18 protein-coding genes, 1 tRNA gene and 1 pseudogene are annotated in these 14,628 nt (G+C 37.0%); 11 read left to right on the top strand and 9 right to left on the bottom strand.

Annotated elements, in window-relative coordinates:
- Positions 1–556: 556 nt before the first annotated feature.
- Positions 557–781 (bottom strand): hypothetical protein, encoded by a 225-nt coding sequence (locus K737_RS04065; RefSeq protein ID WP_006290151.1) that lies wholly within the window; start codon positions 779–781, stop codon positions 557–559.
- Positions 782–1,071: 290 nt separating this feature from the next.
- Here K737_RS04065 and K737_RS04060 point away from each other — a divergent pair, with 290 nt between their 5' ends.
- A complete protein-coding gene (locus tag K737_RS04060; protein ID WP_023492017.1) occupies positions 1,072–2,070 on the top strand; it encodes a hypothetical protein in 999 nt (332 codons plus the stop codon).
- Between the two features lie 115 nt (positions 2,071–2,185).
- Here K737_RS04060 and K737_RS04055 read toward each other — a convergent pair whose 3' ends face one another.
- Both K737_RS04055 and yajC read right to left on the bottom strand, forming a co-directional pair.
- Positions 2,186–3,265 carry a D-alanine--D-alanine ligase family protein gene (locus K737_RS04055; protein WP_006290192.1) on the bottom strand — a complete coding sequence of 360 codons (1,080 nt, stop codon included), beginning with the start codon at positions 3,263–3,265 and terminating at the stop codon, positions 2,186–2,188.
- A 61-nt stretch (positions 3,266–3,326) separates the two neighbouring features.
- Positions 3,327–3,614, bottom strand: coding sequence for a preprotein translocase subunit YajC (gene yajC / locus K737_RS04050; protein ID WP_006290194.1), 288 nt, complete (start codon positions 3,612–3,614; stop codon positions 3,327–3,329).
- A gap of 319 nt (positions 3,615–3,933) precedes the next feature.
- Between yajC and K737_RS04045 the strand changes: the two genes are divergently transcribed.
- From K737_RS04045 to K737_RS04010, 8 genes are all read left to right on the top strand, one after another.
- A complete protein-coding gene (locus tag K737_RS04045) occupies positions 3,934–4,512 on the top strand; it encodes a YqgE/AlgH family protein (protein ID WP_006290195.1) in 579 nt (192 codons plus the stop codon).
- A 294-nt stretch (positions 4,513–4,806) separates the two neighbouring features.
- Positions 4,807–5,124, top strand: coding sequence for a 30S ribosomal protein S16 (rpsP, locus tag K737_RS04040; protein ID WP_200863612.1), 318 nt, complete (start codon positions 4,807–4,809; stop codon positions 5,122–5,124).
- A gap of 82 nt (positions 5,125–5,206) precedes the next feature.
- Positions 5,207–5,683 (top strand): 50S ribosomal protein L13, encoded by a 477-nt coding sequence (gene rplM, locus K737_RS04035; protein WP_006290197.1) that lies wholly within the window; start codon positions 5,207–5,209, stop codon positions 5,681–5,683.
- Positions 5,684–5,689: 6 nt separating this feature from the next.
- Positions 5,690–6,133 carry a 30S ribosomal protein S9 gene (rpsI, locus tag K737_RS04030; protein ID WP_006290198.1) on the top strand — a complete coding sequence of 148 codons (444 nt, stop codon included), beginning with the start codon at positions 5,690–5,692 and terminating at the stop codon, positions 6,131–6,133.
- 45 nt (positions 6,134–6,178) lie between these two features.
- Entirely contained in the window at positions 6,179–6,550 is a 372-nt protein-coding gene (rpsL, locus tag K737_RS04025; protein ID WP_006290199.1) for a 30S ribosomal protein S12, read from the top strand.
- Between the two features lie 21 nt (positions 6,551–6,571).
- Positions 6,572–7,042, top strand: coding sequence for a 30S ribosomal protein S7 (gene rpsG, locus K737_RS04020; protein ID WP_006290200.1), 471 nt, complete (start codon positions 6,572–6,574; stop codon positions 7,040–7,042).
- Between the two features lie 65 nt (positions 7,043–7,107).
- A complete protein-coding gene (locus tag K737_RS04015; protein ID WP_006290202.1) occupies positions 7,108–7,905 on the top strand; it encodes a uracil-DNA glycosylase in 798 nt (265 codons plus the stop codon).
- Between the two features lie 124 nt (positions 7,906–8,029).
- Positions 8,030–8,102 (top strand) — tRNA-Ala (locus K737_RS04010).
- Positions 8,103–8,647: 545 nt separating this feature from the next.
- Here the strand turns inward: K737_RS04010 and K737_RS09500 are convergent.
- From K737_RS09500 to K737_RS04000, 4 genes are all read right to left on the bottom strand, one after another.
- The gene (locus tag K737_RS09500; RefSeq protein WP_152531087.1) at positions 8,648–8,911 is read right to left on the bottom strand and encodes a helix-turn-helix domain-containing protein; all 264 of its coding nucleotides are present in this window, start codon (positions 8,909–8,911) and stop codon (positions 8,648–8,650) included.
- A gap of 163 nt (positions 8,912–9,074) precedes the next feature.
- Positions 9,075–9,227, bottom strand: coding sequence for a hypothetical protein (locus K737_RS10090; RefSeq protein WP_161630435.1), 153 nt, complete (start codon positions 9,225–9,227; stop codon positions 9,075–9,077).
- A gap of 51 nt (positions 9,228–9,278) precedes the next feature.
- Positions 9,279–11,111 carry a hypothetical protein gene (locus tag K737_RS04005; RefSeq protein WP_152531086.1) on the bottom strand — a complete coding sequence of 611 codons (1,833 nt, stop codon included), beginning with the start codon at positions 11,109–11,111 and terminating at the stop codon, positions 9,279–9,281.
- A gap of 361 nt (positions 11,112–11,472) precedes the next feature.
- Positions 11,473–12,096 (bottom strand): DedA family protein, encoded by a 624-nt coding sequence (locus K737_RS04000; protein WP_023492010.1) that lies wholly within the window; start codon positions 12,094–12,096, stop codon positions 11,473–11,475.
- Between the two features lie 53 nt (positions 12,097–12,149).
- Here K737_RS04000 and K737_RS03995 point away from each other — a divergent pair, with 53 nt between their 5' ends.
- Both K737_RS03995 and K737_RS11135 read left to right on the top strand, forming a co-directional pair.
- Positions 12,150–13,022 (top strand): aminotransferase class IV, encoded by an 873-nt coding sequence (locus K737_RS03995; protein WP_006290210.1) that lies wholly within the window; start codon positions 12,150–12,152, stop codon positions 13,020–13,022.
- A gap of 482 nt (positions 13,023–13,504) precedes the next feature.
- Positions 13,505–13,651, top strand: a complete 147-nt coding sequence (locus K737_RS11135; RefSeq protein WP_235075687.1) for a hypothetical protein — start codon at positions 13,505–13,507, stop codon at positions 13,649–13,651.
- Positions 13,652–13,884: 233 nt separating this feature from the next.
- On the opposite strand, the gene K737_RS10545 is transcribed toward K737_RS11135, so the two are convergent.
- Together K737_RS10545 and K737_RS10085 are read right to left on the bottom strand one after the other, a co-directional pair.
- Positions 13,885–14,034 (bottom strand): hypothetical protein, encoded by a 150-nt coding sequence (locus K737_RS10545; RefSeq protein WP_200863611.1) that lies wholly within the window; start codon positions 14,032–14,034, stop codon positions 13,885–13,887.
- Positions 14,035–14,253: 219 nt separating this feature from the next.
- Positions 14,254–14,628: pseudogene (locus K737_RS10085) on the bottom strand (hypothetical protein); the annotation flags it as partial.

Here is a 14,628-nt window from a genome sequence, read left to right as displayed (position 1 = left end):
GTGAATGATGCTATAGCTGGGATTCTTGCTCTTTTCATACTTAATTCGGCTTATCTTAACAAGTTCATGCATCCGAATGTACCGTCGAATATGGTGGAAAATCTTTTGCTAGCATGCGCCGTTGATAACCGCTCTTGATTATATAACATACTGCTTTACCCCCCTCTTTTTTGTTGTATTTGCTTTTATTGCCGCTACAAAATGATGCTTTTTCACATCCTACTCTTTTAAATCGCTTGAATAATTCTTCTTCTACTCCTTCAAGCCTTTTATATCACACTTTTTTATTCATGAATACAGGTTCTAAAGCTTGCTCACAGAGCCCTTGCTTTACACCATTAATTTTTGATCTTCCTTATACTCCTCTACGATAGTTAATCAGAAGAGCCTTAGCAATTTGATGAGCTTCACCCTTTGTCGGATAACAAAACTGCTTTAATCCTATCTTCTACGTGTCGGTTCTTTTCTTGCCGATGCTGCGTTCTTAACGCAATACGATCTTCTTCTGTCAGAAATCTTTTCATAAGAAAAATTATTAACACATAAAATTAAACTTTTAAACAATTTCATTTAGCATGAGGATAACTTTGTCTTCTGGGGATGGCTCAATTTTGGCGCATAACCTTGATCCTAAGGTGTCCGCCCTCTTCAAAACAGCGGTCGCGCTGACACAAAAACGCTGAGCAATTCGGTTCATTGAAAGGCCGCTTGCGTATAAAACGAGGGCGTTGAGCTTGTCTTTCTCGGGCACACCTGAGTTTGCATGAAATTTTTTCCACATTTTTTACATTTGTACCGCTGAATCCCTAGAACAAAACTGCTTTTAAAGCAATCCGAACATTCACAAAATTTACATACAATCTTTTTTAGAGACTTTTAAAAGATTTCCTTTGCTATTTTTAATAAAAAATATCTTTAGTTAAAAGCTTAAAAATTTTTAATTTTGAAATAAGTGCGATACATTCTAATAATATTTTTTGGCATAGTGGAACAGTTTTATTTTATATTTTAATAATATTTTTCGGTTTTTATTTTATAATTTCCACGAAACAATAAAACATTTTGCTAAAAATGAATAAAAAAAATATAATTTATTTTTTATTAATAGGAACCTTATTTACTCATTCTGCTTACTCTAAGGTATATCCTATTGATTACTCTGACTCTGACTCTGAAGTTAAAGGGGAAAAAAAGAAGAGAAAACTCTTAAACAAAGCTATAACTCAGCAATTTCTTTCTACGCTGAATAGCCAAAAAACAAATAACACGTTACAAAAGCAGATAACTGCTTCAGGGAAGTTGGCTTCAAAATCTATTCTTTCCCATATTGGGCAGCTAAGTTCTTTTTCTTTGCCGCAAAGTCAACTAGATACAAAGGAGCAAGGTCCGATAGGGAGCTCTCCTGCTAAAGAAGGTAATCCCCTTATAAAAGGGGACGCTTCTGTAGGAGGAGACGATAGTGCTGGCAATACCCCCCCTTCAGGAGGAGACGATAGTGCTGGCAATACCCCCCCTTCAGGAGGAGGTAGTTCTGAAAATTATCCGGTAAAGTTTGAAGAGTATACAGATCCAAAAACAGGGGCGAAGATTATAAGAACTGAATCGGAATTTCAAGAACAACGGTTAGAAGCAGATCAAGATGACCAAAATATAACTCTTGATGCAAGGGGGGTAATGCCAGGAAAACTAAAGAACAAAGTGATCGAGGAGTTAAAGAATAGAATGCAATCAGATTTGCATATAAAAATTAAAAAAGAAAAAAAGGATGCCGTAAAACAATATCTAAAAGAAATCAAGGATTCAGAATTAGGTAGTCAATTCCGAGAGGTGCAAAAGTTTTTCAGTACGAATAAAGGAAAGAATCTTAAAGGGGAAGCACTTAATAAGTATTTTGACGAATATAAGCTCCTAATAGACGGTCTTGTTAGCTCATTAATTGAAGATGAGGCTGATAATTTCCAAGAGGGAGTTTGGACAAGAACACCCCCTGAAGAGAAAAAAAAATCTCAACCCAAAAAAGATAAGAATAAATTCAAAACCCCTGCGCAAAATAAAAAAAATAAAAAATAGTACATAGATTAAAAAAACTATTTTCATAAAAAAGCCCCCTGATTTTTTCGAAAATTCCTTTTCGGGAAAGGGGGGAGGATTTTTGTATTATTATGTATACACGAAATTTAAGGAGCTAAATCCAAGGAACAGTAGTTAAAAACGTCAAAGAGCGGGTATAATTTTTTAACGCTCCCTGTAAAAGAGAGCGAATAAGCTCAACGCCTGGTATTCCACTAAGTTCTAAGAGCTTAGGATAAAAGCTTATAGCAGTTAGTCCTGGTAAAGTGTTTGCCTCGTTAATCCACAGTGTTTCATCTTGTGTTAGAAAGAAATCAACTCTTACCATCGAATCGCACTTTAGTATATGAGCTACTTGTTCTGCCATTGCGCGCACGCGATCAGCTTGATGATGAGAAATTCGTGCGGGTGTGTAAAAACATGCACCGTTTGGATCTAGATATTTTGCTTCATAAGAATAAAAACTATGGGTTGGTTCTATTTCTCCTAAAACTTTCGCGGCGGTTCCGTTCAAAACAGAACATTCAATTTCTTTACCTAAAATTTTTCGTTCAATCAATATTTCGTCGTCGTAACAAAACGCCTCTTGTATTGCCTCAAGATATTCAGATTCACAACAAACACTAGAAACACCTATAGACGAACCAGCGCCTGCTGGCTTAATAAACAAATTTTCGCTTTTTAATCGATCTACAGCACAAGCGTAAGAAGGAACGGTAGAGGCGTTTTGGCTAAATAAAAACGGAACTATGGGCAAATTGTTTGCCATAAGAACTTGTTTTGTAATACGTTTTTGCATACACAGCGCAGACCCCATGACGTCGGCTCCAACACAGGGCACACCCAAAAATTTTGACATTCCTTGAAGACATCCGTCTTCTCCTGTTGCACCGTGAATCATAGGAAAAACAATATCGATTTCTACAGAGGCACCGTTTTCTATACAAAACTCTACGCGTCCTTGGTATCGTCTTAAATAAGCTAAGGGGGCACCTATAGAAGAGCTTACACAATTGTTACGTTTCACATCTTCTGTTGACAAAGCATACCCGTTATTGTCCCGATCAATACCCCAAATATACACCTGATTTTCCAAAGGCATATGTTCTAAGACATAATTTGCAGATCGCAACGTTACTTCATGCTCTGGAGAGCGTCCACCACAAATAATCAAAACAGTTTTCGACTTTTTCATAAAGATTAATTCCCCCTTTTAGTTTTACATCGACGGTGAAAAATTAACTTAAATCTTAACTTCAGGTCTTATTTTGTTTGGCTTCTACAACCTCTAAAATCAAATCTCGTCGCACGCTTACACTCACTCCCGGGGAAATGGACGCACGCACCACAGAAGAGTCAGTCGGGGCGTCTTCCACGACCGCTTCTATTCCCCCTCCTAAAACAATTTGATCTCCTCTTTTCAAAGAGGCCAGAATTTCACGATGTTTTTTCATTTTTTGCTGTTGAGGGCGCAAAACAATAAAATACAGGATAGCAAAACATGCAATAAAAGGAGCAATCTGCGTAATCTGAGAAAAATCCATGGCCAATAACGTCCAAAAGTTAAGTGCCTAAGAATTATATCAATACTTTAATTAGTATTCAACCCTCCTTAGTTTTTGTGTATGAGTTCAATTTTTTGAGAAAATTTTATGGACATATGCTTAAGATACTTTGCATTATTATTCAATTAACTGCTTGTGCAAAAAAATAAAAACAACTTAGCATGTAGATGCAGTGTTTGAAAAAGACTGAATAATTTTTCTGTCTTGTGCTTTTTTTATATGTATGGTACCCTTCTTGAGTATTTTGGGGTTTTTTTATTCTTTTAGCTCTGTGTACTTGCCAACTAATTATTGATAAATGAAAAAAATAAAATTAGATGAACGCTCTAGTTTGTCTGGATGCGTTCTTATTTCTTTTCCAAACGTCCGAAAGCAAGATTTTCAGAAAAATGTTGTTTTTGTGTTTCATCATAGTGATGAGGGCGCTATGGGGTTCTTAATCAATCTTCCGCTTCAGCGCCAAGACTGGCCTGAAACTTTTAAGAACAGCGCTTTGACGATGTCAGATACAGTGCTTTGGGGCGGGGGGTCTGATGTAGATCGTGGATTTTTGTTGCACTCCAAGGATTATTCTACTGAAGAAACGTTGCATGTGGGAGAAAGTTATGGTGTGTCTCCTGCGAAAAAAATAAAAAATTTTGGCGACTTAGATTCTTTAGAAGGGTTTCCTAGGTACACACTGACCTTAATTGGGTATATCAGTTGGCGTGCGGGGCAAATCGAAGAAGAGCTTATGAATCATGATTGGATTGCAGTACCTGCTAGTCCAAATTTATTATTTGAAACCTCTCCTGCAAAAAAATGGGAAACGGCGCTTTCTATGCTTAATCTTCATCAAGAAGTTGCTTTAACGTACTGTCCTGGAAGCATTGGGTGAAGTGCTTTTTATTGAATCTTTTGGTAGAAGCGCAGCTTTTTGACTGCGTGGTTTAATCATTTTTATGAACATAAACTAAAGAAGTTTTTAATTTTTAGTTCTAGTTTTTAGTGGATTTATTCGATGATTTTTTTGTTTATCACTAGTGAGTATGTTTATGTATTACCAGGGGGAAATATAAAAAATGGTAGATAACTTAAAATACTTTTATTTGAGGTGTGCTCTTTACCCTAGTTGAATTTTAGGATATGATGGAACAAAAGTTGGTTTTTTGGAAATAGTTTATCTATGGCAATGAAATTAAGATTGGCGCGTCATGGAAGAAAGGGAGTTCCTTTTTTTTGGCTTATGGCTGCAGATGCTAGATGTCGTCGAGAAACAGGAAAGGAAAAGTTGGGCACTTATGATCCGTGTCTTTCCCAGGGAAAAGCTCCTAAGATTGTATTAAACAAAGAAAGGATTCAGTACTGGCTTTCTTGTGGGGCCCAACCCACAGATAGGGTTCGTCGTATTCTTGCAGAAGAGGGGGTTTTACCCAAATATACGTTTCGTGAGACTCCTAAAAAGTCTTCTCCCGGAAAAAAAGCGTTAGAACGACAAAAGCAGGGGTGAGGTTGTTTTTTGAGTCTTTAAAAATAATTTCGCAATGTGGTGTAAAAGCCGCAATTAGGTGTAAAGCAAAAGGAATAAAGGAATGCAAACGTTTAGCTTAAAAGCGAAGGATATTGAAAAGAAGTGGTACCTGATTGATGCTAAGGGTCTTGTTTTAGGGCGTTTGGCAGCTATAGTTGCACAAATTTTAAATGGCAAACATAAAGCGGTTTATAGTCCCCATCTTGATGCAGGGGATCGAGTTATTATTATAAATGCTGAAAAAGTTCATTTGACTGGAGATAAGTTAAATCAAAAGCAACATTATTGGCATACGAATCACCCTGGTGGAATCAAGTCTAGGTCTGCAAAAGAGATTTTACAGGGACGTTTTCCAGAGCGTTTAATACAAAAAGCAGTGGAGCGCATGATGAAAAAAGCGTGCCCGCTACGTCGAGAGCGTATTCGGGGATTGTTTGTTTATAAAGGGGGGGAAAACCCCCATGTTGCTCAGTGTCCTAAGGTGTTAGATGTTGGGGCTTGGGACAGAAAAAATTTGTGTAAAAGTGGGAGGGGGTAAAAAGTCGTGGAAAGTAATTTACAAGAACAGTCTGTTCAGCGTCAAGCGCTGAAGGCAGATAGTAAGGGAAGATTTTATGCAACTGGACGAAGAAAATCTTCTGTTGCTCGGGTTTGGGTTAAGCCCGGGTTGGGAAAGTTTATTGTTAATGGAAAGTCTTTAGAAGAATATTTTTTTATTCCTGGGCTGAAGGTTCTTGCGGAACTTTCTTTGAAAGTGACAGAAAAGTTAGCGCATTACGATACGGTTTGCACGGTAAGGGGAGGGGGGCTTTCGGGGCAAGCTGGTGCTCTTTGCCACGGTATTAGTTGCGCGTTGGCAGGAAGTGACCTTAGTTTGCGCCCTTTATTAAAAAAAGAAGGGTTTTTGACGAGGGATGCCCGAAGGGTAGAAAGAAAGAAGCCAGGAAAGCCAAAAGCAAGAAAAAGCTTTCAATTTTCTAAGCGTTAGAGTAAGGGAAGTGTTGTTTGTGTTGTTTGTTAGGGAGAGTAAAAAATGCCAACTTTAAATCAGCTTGTTCGGGGTATTCGTCATCCCAGAAAGACCAGAAAAAATTCTTTTGCTTTGGAAAAGTGTCCTCAAAAAAGAGGGGTATGTACAAGAGTTTATACCCAAACGCCTCGTAAGCCTAACTCTGCGTTACGTAAGGTTGCTCGTGTGCGTCTGAGTAATGGAGAAGAAGTAACAGGGTACATAGGAGGAGAAGGTCATAATCTTCAAGAGCACTCTGTAGTGTTGTTGCGTGGCGGTCCTGTAAAAGATTTACCGGGATGTCGTTATCACATTGTTCGGGGAGCGTTAGATACCAAAGGTGTCAAAGACAGAAAGCAGGGACGTTCAAAATATGGGGCAGAAAAACCAAAATAAAGGTAAATTAGGAGAAAAATAATGGCTCGTCGTCATCGTTCAGAAAAAAGAGAAATAACGCCAGATTTGCGTTATGAAGATAGTGTGATTGCAAAGTTTATTAATTGTTTGATGTGGAAAGGAAAAAAGACTATTGCGCAAAATATTGTGTATGATGCGTTGGATCGGGCGTCTGCCAAGCTTCAGAAAGATCCTAAAGAGTTGTTTCATGCTGCTTTGGGTAATGTAAGACCCAACGTAGAAGTTCGAGCCCGTCGTGTTGGTGGTGCAACGTATACTGTTCCTGTTGCAGTTTCTGTGGATCGGGGACAAATTTTAGCGCTTCGCTGGTTGATTCATTATGCGCGGTTGCGTCCGGAAAAAACTATGAAAGAGCGTTTAGGAGAAGAATTGAGAAGTGCAGCAGAGGGAACAGGGGGAGCCGTAAAGAAGCGCTCTGATACTCACAAAATGGCAGAAGCTAATCGTGCTTTTTCTCATTATCGATTTTAAAGAAAGAGAAGATAGGTTCTGCGGTAAAATTTTACAAAAGTATTTTTCTTAGGAGTCTTTGTTTTTTGGGAAGTGAGATTAAGACGAAAAGTGAGAAGGCGTTTGTAGACTCGTCAAGTGCATTAAAAGTGCAGGCTGCGGCGCTTCTTTTATGGTACCGCCTTCAGGGCGTTCGCACCGCTTGCTGTTTGAATAAGAATAAAAATTCTTTGAAAAGTTCTGTGTGCAAAGATTCTGCATCTTTGTCTATGAACAATCTAGAAAATGCATTAGATGCTTTGTACCAGGAAATAAAAGCTTTTGAAGGGTGTTCACTTTCAAAGTCTTGTTTGAATACGGTTTTTTCGGATGGAAATCCAGAGGCTTCTGTTATGATTGTGGGGGAAGCCCCAGGGGCAGAAGAAGATCGCCTTGCAAAACCGTTTGTTGGGTTAAGTGGTCAGCTATTAGACAAAATGCTTAGTGTTTTAGGCTGGGATCGTACGTCTTGTTATATTACTAATATTGTTCCTTGGCGTCCTCCGTTTAATCGACAACCTTCCCCTTTGGAAATAGAAATGTGCTTACCTTTCGTGGATAGGCATATTCAGATCATCAACCCTAAGATTTTGTTGTGTGTTGGGGCAGTGGCATGTAAGGCTTTGTTAAGAAGCCATGATAATGTTAGCGTGTTGCAAAACAGTAATCTTACTTACGTTAGTCCGATAGATCAAAGATCGATTCCAGCTTTTGCGTTTTATCATCCCGCTTATTTATTGAGATCTCCTGGGCAAAAGCGCACTGTGTGGCGTCATATGCTTAGAATGAAAGCTTTTTTGCTGGCAAGATCTGAATATGCTGGTCTTTGTGATCAAGCAATATGAAATATACAATGGGGCAAGAGAGAGAGGTTTTGAGGTTCGATTCTTTAGCTTTGTATTATTTTTTTCTACACTTGCTTCCTATTGATTTTTTGATTTGTGTATAGTAAAATAAGTGTGTTTAAAAGGGGTCATAGCTCAGTTGGTAGAGCGCTACGATGGCATTGTAGAGGTCGGCGGTTCGACCCCGCCTGGCTCCACCTTTTAATTTTTTTAGATTTTTTTTATCGGGATCTTCGATTTTTATAAAATACTTTTTTTAATTTTCCGAGTTTGAAAGTTAGAAGGACTATCAAAAAAATTTTATATAGGGGGGGGGGCTGAGAAAGCGGTCATGATTTCTTGGCGAGGCAAAACATTTCCTAAATGATTTAAAAAAGACAAGAACAACTTATACCAAATCAAACTGAAAATGCTGGATTAATGCGTTGAAAATTTTCATTGACGTGGTCGAAAAGATCCATGACGATGTTGTTTCAGGTTTGGTCGAAAAAATGCAGCATACCTCTTGTAAAACTCTTTGACAGAGACGAAAAATCGATTATTGCGCACATATTCATTCTTCGATGGGGTTTTCAGGTTGGGGGGTAGGGAAGAACAATGCAACTCAATGCCCCCTTTCTTTTGCTGCTTTTTGGGTATCTTTGCTTGTATTATAAGGTCTTTGATCCAAGATCAGATGAAAATGTTAGGCGCCTTTGGATAAGCGTCTTTCAGCTGATCAAAAAACGTCTTCAAGGGGGCGCTATTCAAGGTTTTGAAGGATACCACCGTAGGCGCATGTGCCTCCCATCAGGTTCATGTGTGTAAGGCTGTCATGGCAATGGGGGTGCCTGACAGGTGATTTTCGTTTCCATGGTGGGGGGCATGTCATCACCGTCTCGTAATAATGATGAATAAACGCTTCCTGCTTGGCGGGATCTGTCTTTGCGGGCCGTGCTTCTGGCTTTTTAAATGAAAAATTATGGGCGTGCAGCCACGACGTCTTGCCTTGAATCGTATACGCAATGCCTCAAGAACACATCACTCACTTTCATGTACGTGGTGGCTTTCAAAATGTGCGATAAGTTCTGATGTTTGCGAAGTATTCAGCTTGCTTACAGATTCTCCGCTTGACACCATTAATTTTTGATCCTCCTTATACTTCTCTACGATTGTCAATCAGAAGAGCCTTAGCAATTTGACGAGCTCCACCCTTTGTCGGATAATAAAACTGTCTTAAGCCTATCTTCTACGCGTCGGTTCTTTTCTTGCCGATGCTGCGTTCTTAACGCAACGCGATCTTTTTCTGGTAGAAATCTTTGCGTAAGAAAAATTATTAACACATAAAATTAAACTTTTAAACAATTTCATTTAGCATGAGTATACTATAATTGTTACTTTTTATCGTTGAAATTTTTACGCAAAAAAGTAGAAAACATTTTTTCTTCAACCTTTTTTTGCTCTCTCAGAATTTGTTCCTTTGACCCCCGTTCTTTCATTTGAATAATTCCAAATGCATCCTCTTCAGAAATTTCATTTTCATTGATTATTCTGTTGACTAAATCTACAAACAAGGAATCTTTTTCAGGAAAAAAAGCTAGGATCTTTTTTCTGCCACACTCAGATTCATTTTTTTGTTCTTTTTTTCTTCGAACTTGATTGTCAGACTCAAGAATTTTTAGAACCTTTTCTGTAAAATTAGTTATCGAACAATTTTTTTCTGCACACACGTTCCAATCTGCAACACGAAAAATACCAAAAAGTTTTTGTTCGTAATTTTCTCGTTCTTGGTCAGAAAGGTCTTCTGCGCTTTTATCAGGTAAAATTCCTAACAATCCATTCATTATTTTTTTATTTTTTTCTTGACACAATTCTGGAAACTCTGCCACTGATTTTCTCAATATATCAAGAGAATTTTTTTTATTTTCTAAATTATGCCGAGCCTTAATATTTAAAAAATCTTCATAAATTTTTTCAAAAAACCTAATTCTATCCTGTTCTTTAGTGTCGTTTTCTAAAAGATATTTTAAAATTTTTCTTAGCTGTTCTTCAGAAAACTCTTCTTTTTTTAATTGAGTCAAGATTTCTATTAAGCTTCCTAAATAAAAAAAATTCTCTTCAAAAGATTCTCTTTCAATCGGAATTGAACCGTCAAGGTTACTGGTAAAAAGACAAGAAAGATCCCACCCAAAGTTATACAAAGAAAATTCATTATTTTTTGATCTTTTTTGTAAAACCGTTGTTGTTTCATCCAAACAAATTTCAAAAAGACTTTCATCAAGCTGAAATGACGCGCCACCTGAATTACGTCTTTCTATAAGCTTAAAAATAACCAAAGAAGAATCTCCAAAAAACCTCTGTAAATCAATTAAAGAATTTTTTATTTTTGATAATATGCAATGATCATAAATAGAAAACTCAAAACAAAATTTATTATTTTCTTTGTATCGATCTACTATAGCCAAAACCTTGGAATAATCTCTTGATACGTTTGAAATAACCTGTAAAATTTTATTATTTTTTATTTTTTGAACACTTCGATCTAAATATTCAGGAAATATTTCTTCTGCTTCTTTTGTAATATTTGGTTCTAAAAAATTTCTTCTTCTCATCAAATCCGCAACAAAAAAAGATGAGAAAGTATCTCTTAAAATTTTAGATACATCGTGTAGTAAAAGATTTTCTTCTTTTTGGATTCTCGTTCTTATTATTGTTTTGAATGGATCAGACCATGTATCTTCGAATGGAGAAAAAAGAATATTTAATTGTGCATCTAGATGATCCTTTATAGATGCATTATTACCTGTTACACTTACCTCACCATTTAGCAAAAAACTTAAACTCGCATCAAGCCCCACGCCAAAAGATAACGCTTTAATAACACGGTGTACATTTTTTGGCTCAACGCCTCCTTCCGCATCTGGTTCTTTTTTTCGAAAATCTCGCCAAAATCGGTCTAAACTGCATTCATAGGCAACTACGCCAGAAAGTCCAAAATCTTTTCTTATTTTTTCTAACATATCCGGAACATCTTCACAAATTAGTTCTTCTTTTGATACAACAACAGGGGCTTGAGGTCTATAAAATATTTTGCACTGAAAAAGTATTTCTTTAATTTTAGCGAAAATTCTTTCTTTTATGTTTTCAAATTCTCGATTTTCTTCTTGAATCAAATTTTCTTCTATCTGCTCATGAGAAAAGGCATGAGTACAAAAAGAACACATCATAAAAAACGTAAAAAACAATTTAATTTTGGGTGAACTTTTCATTTTTATTAAATAACAACTTTGTTAGGGGTAAAATAATTATACACAAATACACCTTTTAATCAATGATTAAAATTTCAGAAAAAGTTAGATAAGCATAAGGCACACAAAAATATTTAAAAGATCAAGGCTTTTTCCGTTCTTAAAAATCAATATTTTATATCAGTCTTATTGTTTATCTTCTACAGTTTGTGTTAACAGATAAAACTCCCTTATTTTTTAAAAAATTAAAAAAAACAACACTTACTAGTTTTTCATTTTTTTGCTCAATTGAACAGCTTCCCTTTTTCTGCGTTAAGAAAAACAAATTACTTCTAAGAACCTAGTGTGCGCTTTTTTTTCGCATCTTCCAGCCAAGCACAATCAATAAAACGAAAGCTATGATACCAAAGGAAATCCACCATCCGTAGTGCTCTAGCCCATACAAAATTGCTTCACCTATAAAAAATCCAGCCATGCAACTAACCACAGTCCAAATAACAGCAGCAATTAAATTTAGGGTAGCAAATCGTAAAATAGATATTTTTTGAGATCCTATAATAACAGAGCTAATAATACGCACTCCCCAAATAAACCGAAAAGAGAGGATGTAAATATTTTGATAGCGCGTTAAAAAATTTAACGCTTTGTCTATGTAAGGAGTCATAGAAGGGAAACGCAAACGAATCCAATCTAAAACCGTTGCACCATAAGTATACCCTAAAAAATACAAGCCTTGATCTGCCAACACCGTCCCACAAAACGCAATAATCATGATTTTCTGAATAGAAAAATAGCCCGCCGCTGCCATAGCGCTAGAAGTTAGAATAATTGACTCTCCTTCAATTAAAGAGCCTAAAAATATTGCCCAATATCCATAATCTTGTAAAAACTTTAAGACTTCTGGTTTCACATAAAATCCACGTAAGCTTTTTACTATGTTCCCTGTTTTTCCCCCTATTGTCAATGGAGTAAAAATGTGATGTAATTTACCGTCCTGTAGAATAAGAAGAATACGAAGTGTTTGATCAGCTAAAAGGCAATATTTGGTTGGACGGAAAGGTTGTTCCTTGGCATGAAGCAAGGATCCACGTTATGACTCATGCTTTACACTATGGTACAGGCGTTTATGAAGGGCTACGTAGCCGCAAAGGAAAATTGTTTCATGGAAAAGAGCATTATCAACGCTTATTACAGTCCGCAGAGCTTCTGGATTTTAAGATTCCTTACAGTGTTTTAGAGCTTGAAAATGCTACACAACTGCTTTTAAATAAGACTTATTATGATTTTGGGTATATTCGCGCTTTAGCGTGGTGCGGCAGTCAGAGTATGTTCGTTTCTCATCGTCATGCAAATGTTCATACTGCAGTCATGGTTTGGGAGCGCCCCATGCCTTACAGCGCTCATCAATATCGAAATGGATTGAATTTACACCTTTCTTCCTGGCGTCGACCAGATCCACGCAGTGCGCCAGTGCACAGCAAAGCTTCTGGGCTGTATATGATTTCTGCCATGGCAAAACGCACTTCTGAACTAGAGGGGTTTGATGATGCATTACTTTTGGATACTAAAGAACGCATCGCAGAAGCAAGCAGCTCTAACATTTTTTTCGTTCAAAACGGAGAGCTTCAAACTCCGTTTCCCCACAGCTTTCTTAAGGGATTAACTCGAGCTTTTGTTATCGAACAAGCTAAAATGAAAAAAATTTCTGTAACAGAAAAAGATATATTTTTACATGACTTGCCATCAATGGAAGCAGCTTTTTTAACAGGAACTGCTGTGGGGATTGTCCCGGTGGCCTCTGTTGATACCCCCTTTGGTTTGTATACTTTTTGTCCAGATTCTATAACTCGAGTAATTCAAGAGCTTCACCAAAAAGCATTCGGTCTTTAGTGCTATTTATTCATTTATGTGTTTTATTTTTTATAATTTTTCCTTAGTAAATAAACGATGGAAAACCTGATACTCTTTTGTTTAATGGACGGTTTAGGTTAATAACAAATTCTCTTTCTTTTTTAAATTTTTTTAGGAATTTCTAAATATTATAAACAATTTAAAAAAAATTTGGGATTAAAAATTTTTATTTTTTTATCAACAATCTCTAGCATTATCTAAATTAGATACAAAACAAAATATGATATTGCAGAAATAAAAGTTTTAGAAAAATCTATGATACTCCTATCCTAAAATTTTTTCTTACTCTACCATCGAGTCTGGATTGTTTCACTATTACTAATGAACCTGGTGAAGAGCGTACTTCACGAATGTTCTTAGCAGACTTTAATAATGCAAGAAAACTTCCCCTACCTTCCAAAGTAACTGATTTTTCTTAAGTTTATACAACAAAATCAAACTGAAAGTGTTGGACTAATGCGTTGAAAGTTGTCATTGACGCGCTCGACAAGATCCATGGCGATGTTGTCCCAGGTTTGGTCGAAAAATTGCAGCATACTCTTGCAAAACTATTTGGCAGAGACGAAAATTGTTGTGCACATGTTCATGCTTGTGTTATAAGGACCTAGATCAAGATCAGTTGAATTTTAGGCGCCTTTGGATAATCGTCTTTCAGCTGATCAAAAAACGTCTTCATGGTGGCACTATTTAAGGTTTTTAAGGATATCACAGTCAGGCACATATGCGTCACTCCCATCAGGTTCATCCTTCGGCGGCGTTGCTTCACCGTCTCGTAAAATGAATAAAGGCTTCCTGATTGGCTGCCTTTGCGGGCCGTGCTGCTGGCTTTTTAAATGAAAAATTATGGGCGCACAGCCACAACGTCTTGCCTTGCCTCAAGAACATAAGCACAGGTATCACTGCTTTCATATACGTGGTGGCTTTCCAAATGCGCGATAAGTTCCGCTGTTTGTGAAATATTCCGCTTGCTTACAGAGCCCTCGCTTTGCACCGTTAACTTTTTATCTTCCTTATACTCCTCTACGATCGTTAATCAGAAGAGCCTTAGCAATTTGACGACTCTACCCCTTGTCGGATAACAAAACAGCCTTAATCCTATCTGCTGCGTGTCGGTTGTTTTCTTGCCTATGCTGCGTTCGTAACGCAACACGATCTTCTTCTTTCAGAAATCTTTGCATAAGAAAAATTATTAACACATAAAATTAAATTTTTAAACAATTGCATTCAGCATGAGTATACCATACTCCCCCTCACTTTTTTTCAGGTAGTTTAAAAGATCGCTGAAATCAAAGAATAAGAGTTTATCTTTGATCCACCTGAGTCCCCTTGTGAAGTATGAATAACAAAGGCGCTCTGACTGTTTTTTTTGTAAGCAATTTCTTGTGTAAGGCCCGTTATAGAAGCGTATACAATAGCAACAGCGACAATGGTCAAGTTTGGAAAGTCTTCCCAAATCTTTCATAGGGGTATTTTCAAGGGTAACCCCTTGCGTTTTCATAGTTCTGAACAGCCGTTCAATATCCCATCTTTGTTTGTTTAGTACCCGGTCTTTATCTTGAGCAAATGACAAGGTGCTCATCTTTAA

This window comes from Holospora undulata HU1 (genome assembly GCF_000388175.3).
Classification (GTDB): Bacteria; Pseudomonadota; Alphaproteobacteria; order Holosporales; family Holosporaceae; genus Holospora; species Holospora undulata_A.
Note: the sequence above shows the minus strand (reverse complement) of the source record. Positions and strands in the feature narration are given on the sequence as shown.

Excerpts from the sequence above, each read along its gene's own strand:
- K737_RS04065 (WP_006290151.1), bottom strand. The coding sequence starts at position 781 with ATGTGGAAAAAATTTCATGCAAACTCAGGTGTGCCCGAGAAAGACAAG.
- rplM (WP_006290197.1), top strand. The coding sequence starts at position 5,207 with ATGCAAACGTTTAGCTTAAAAGCGAAGGATATTGAAAAGAAGTGGTAC.
- K737_RS04045 (WP_006290195.1), top strand. The coding sequence starts at position 3,934 with ATGAAAAAAATAAAATTAGATGAACGCTCTAGTTTGTCTGGATGCGTT.
- yajC (WP_006290194.1), bottom strand. The coding sequence starts at position 3,614 with ATGGATTTTTCTCAGATTACGCAGATTGCTCCTTTTATTGCATGTTTT.
- rpsG (WP_006290200.1), top strand. The coding sequence starts at position 6,572 with ATGGCTCGTCGTCATCGTTCAGAAAAAAGAGAAATAACGCCAGATTTG.
- rpsP (WP_200863612.1), top strand. The coding sequence starts at position 4,807 with ATGAAATTAAGATTGGCGCGTCATGGAAGAAAGGGAGTTCCTTTTTTT.
- rpsL (WP_006290199.1), top strand. The coding sequence starts at position 6,179 with ATGCCAACTTTAAATCAGCTTGTTCGGGGTATTCGTCATCCCAGAAAG.
- K737_RS04005 (WP_152531086.1), bottom strand. The coding sequence starts at position 11,111 with ATGATGTGTTCTTTTTGTACTCATGCCTTTTCTCATGAGCAGATAGAA.
- K737_RS04060 (WP_023492017.1), top strand. The coding sequence starts at position 1,072 with ATGAATAAAAAAAATATAATTTATTTTTTATTAATAGGAACCTTATTT.
- K737_RS04055 (WP_006290192.1), bottom strand. The coding sequence starts at position 3,265 with ATGAAAAAGTCGAAAACTGTTTTGATTATTTGTGGTGGACGCTCTCCA.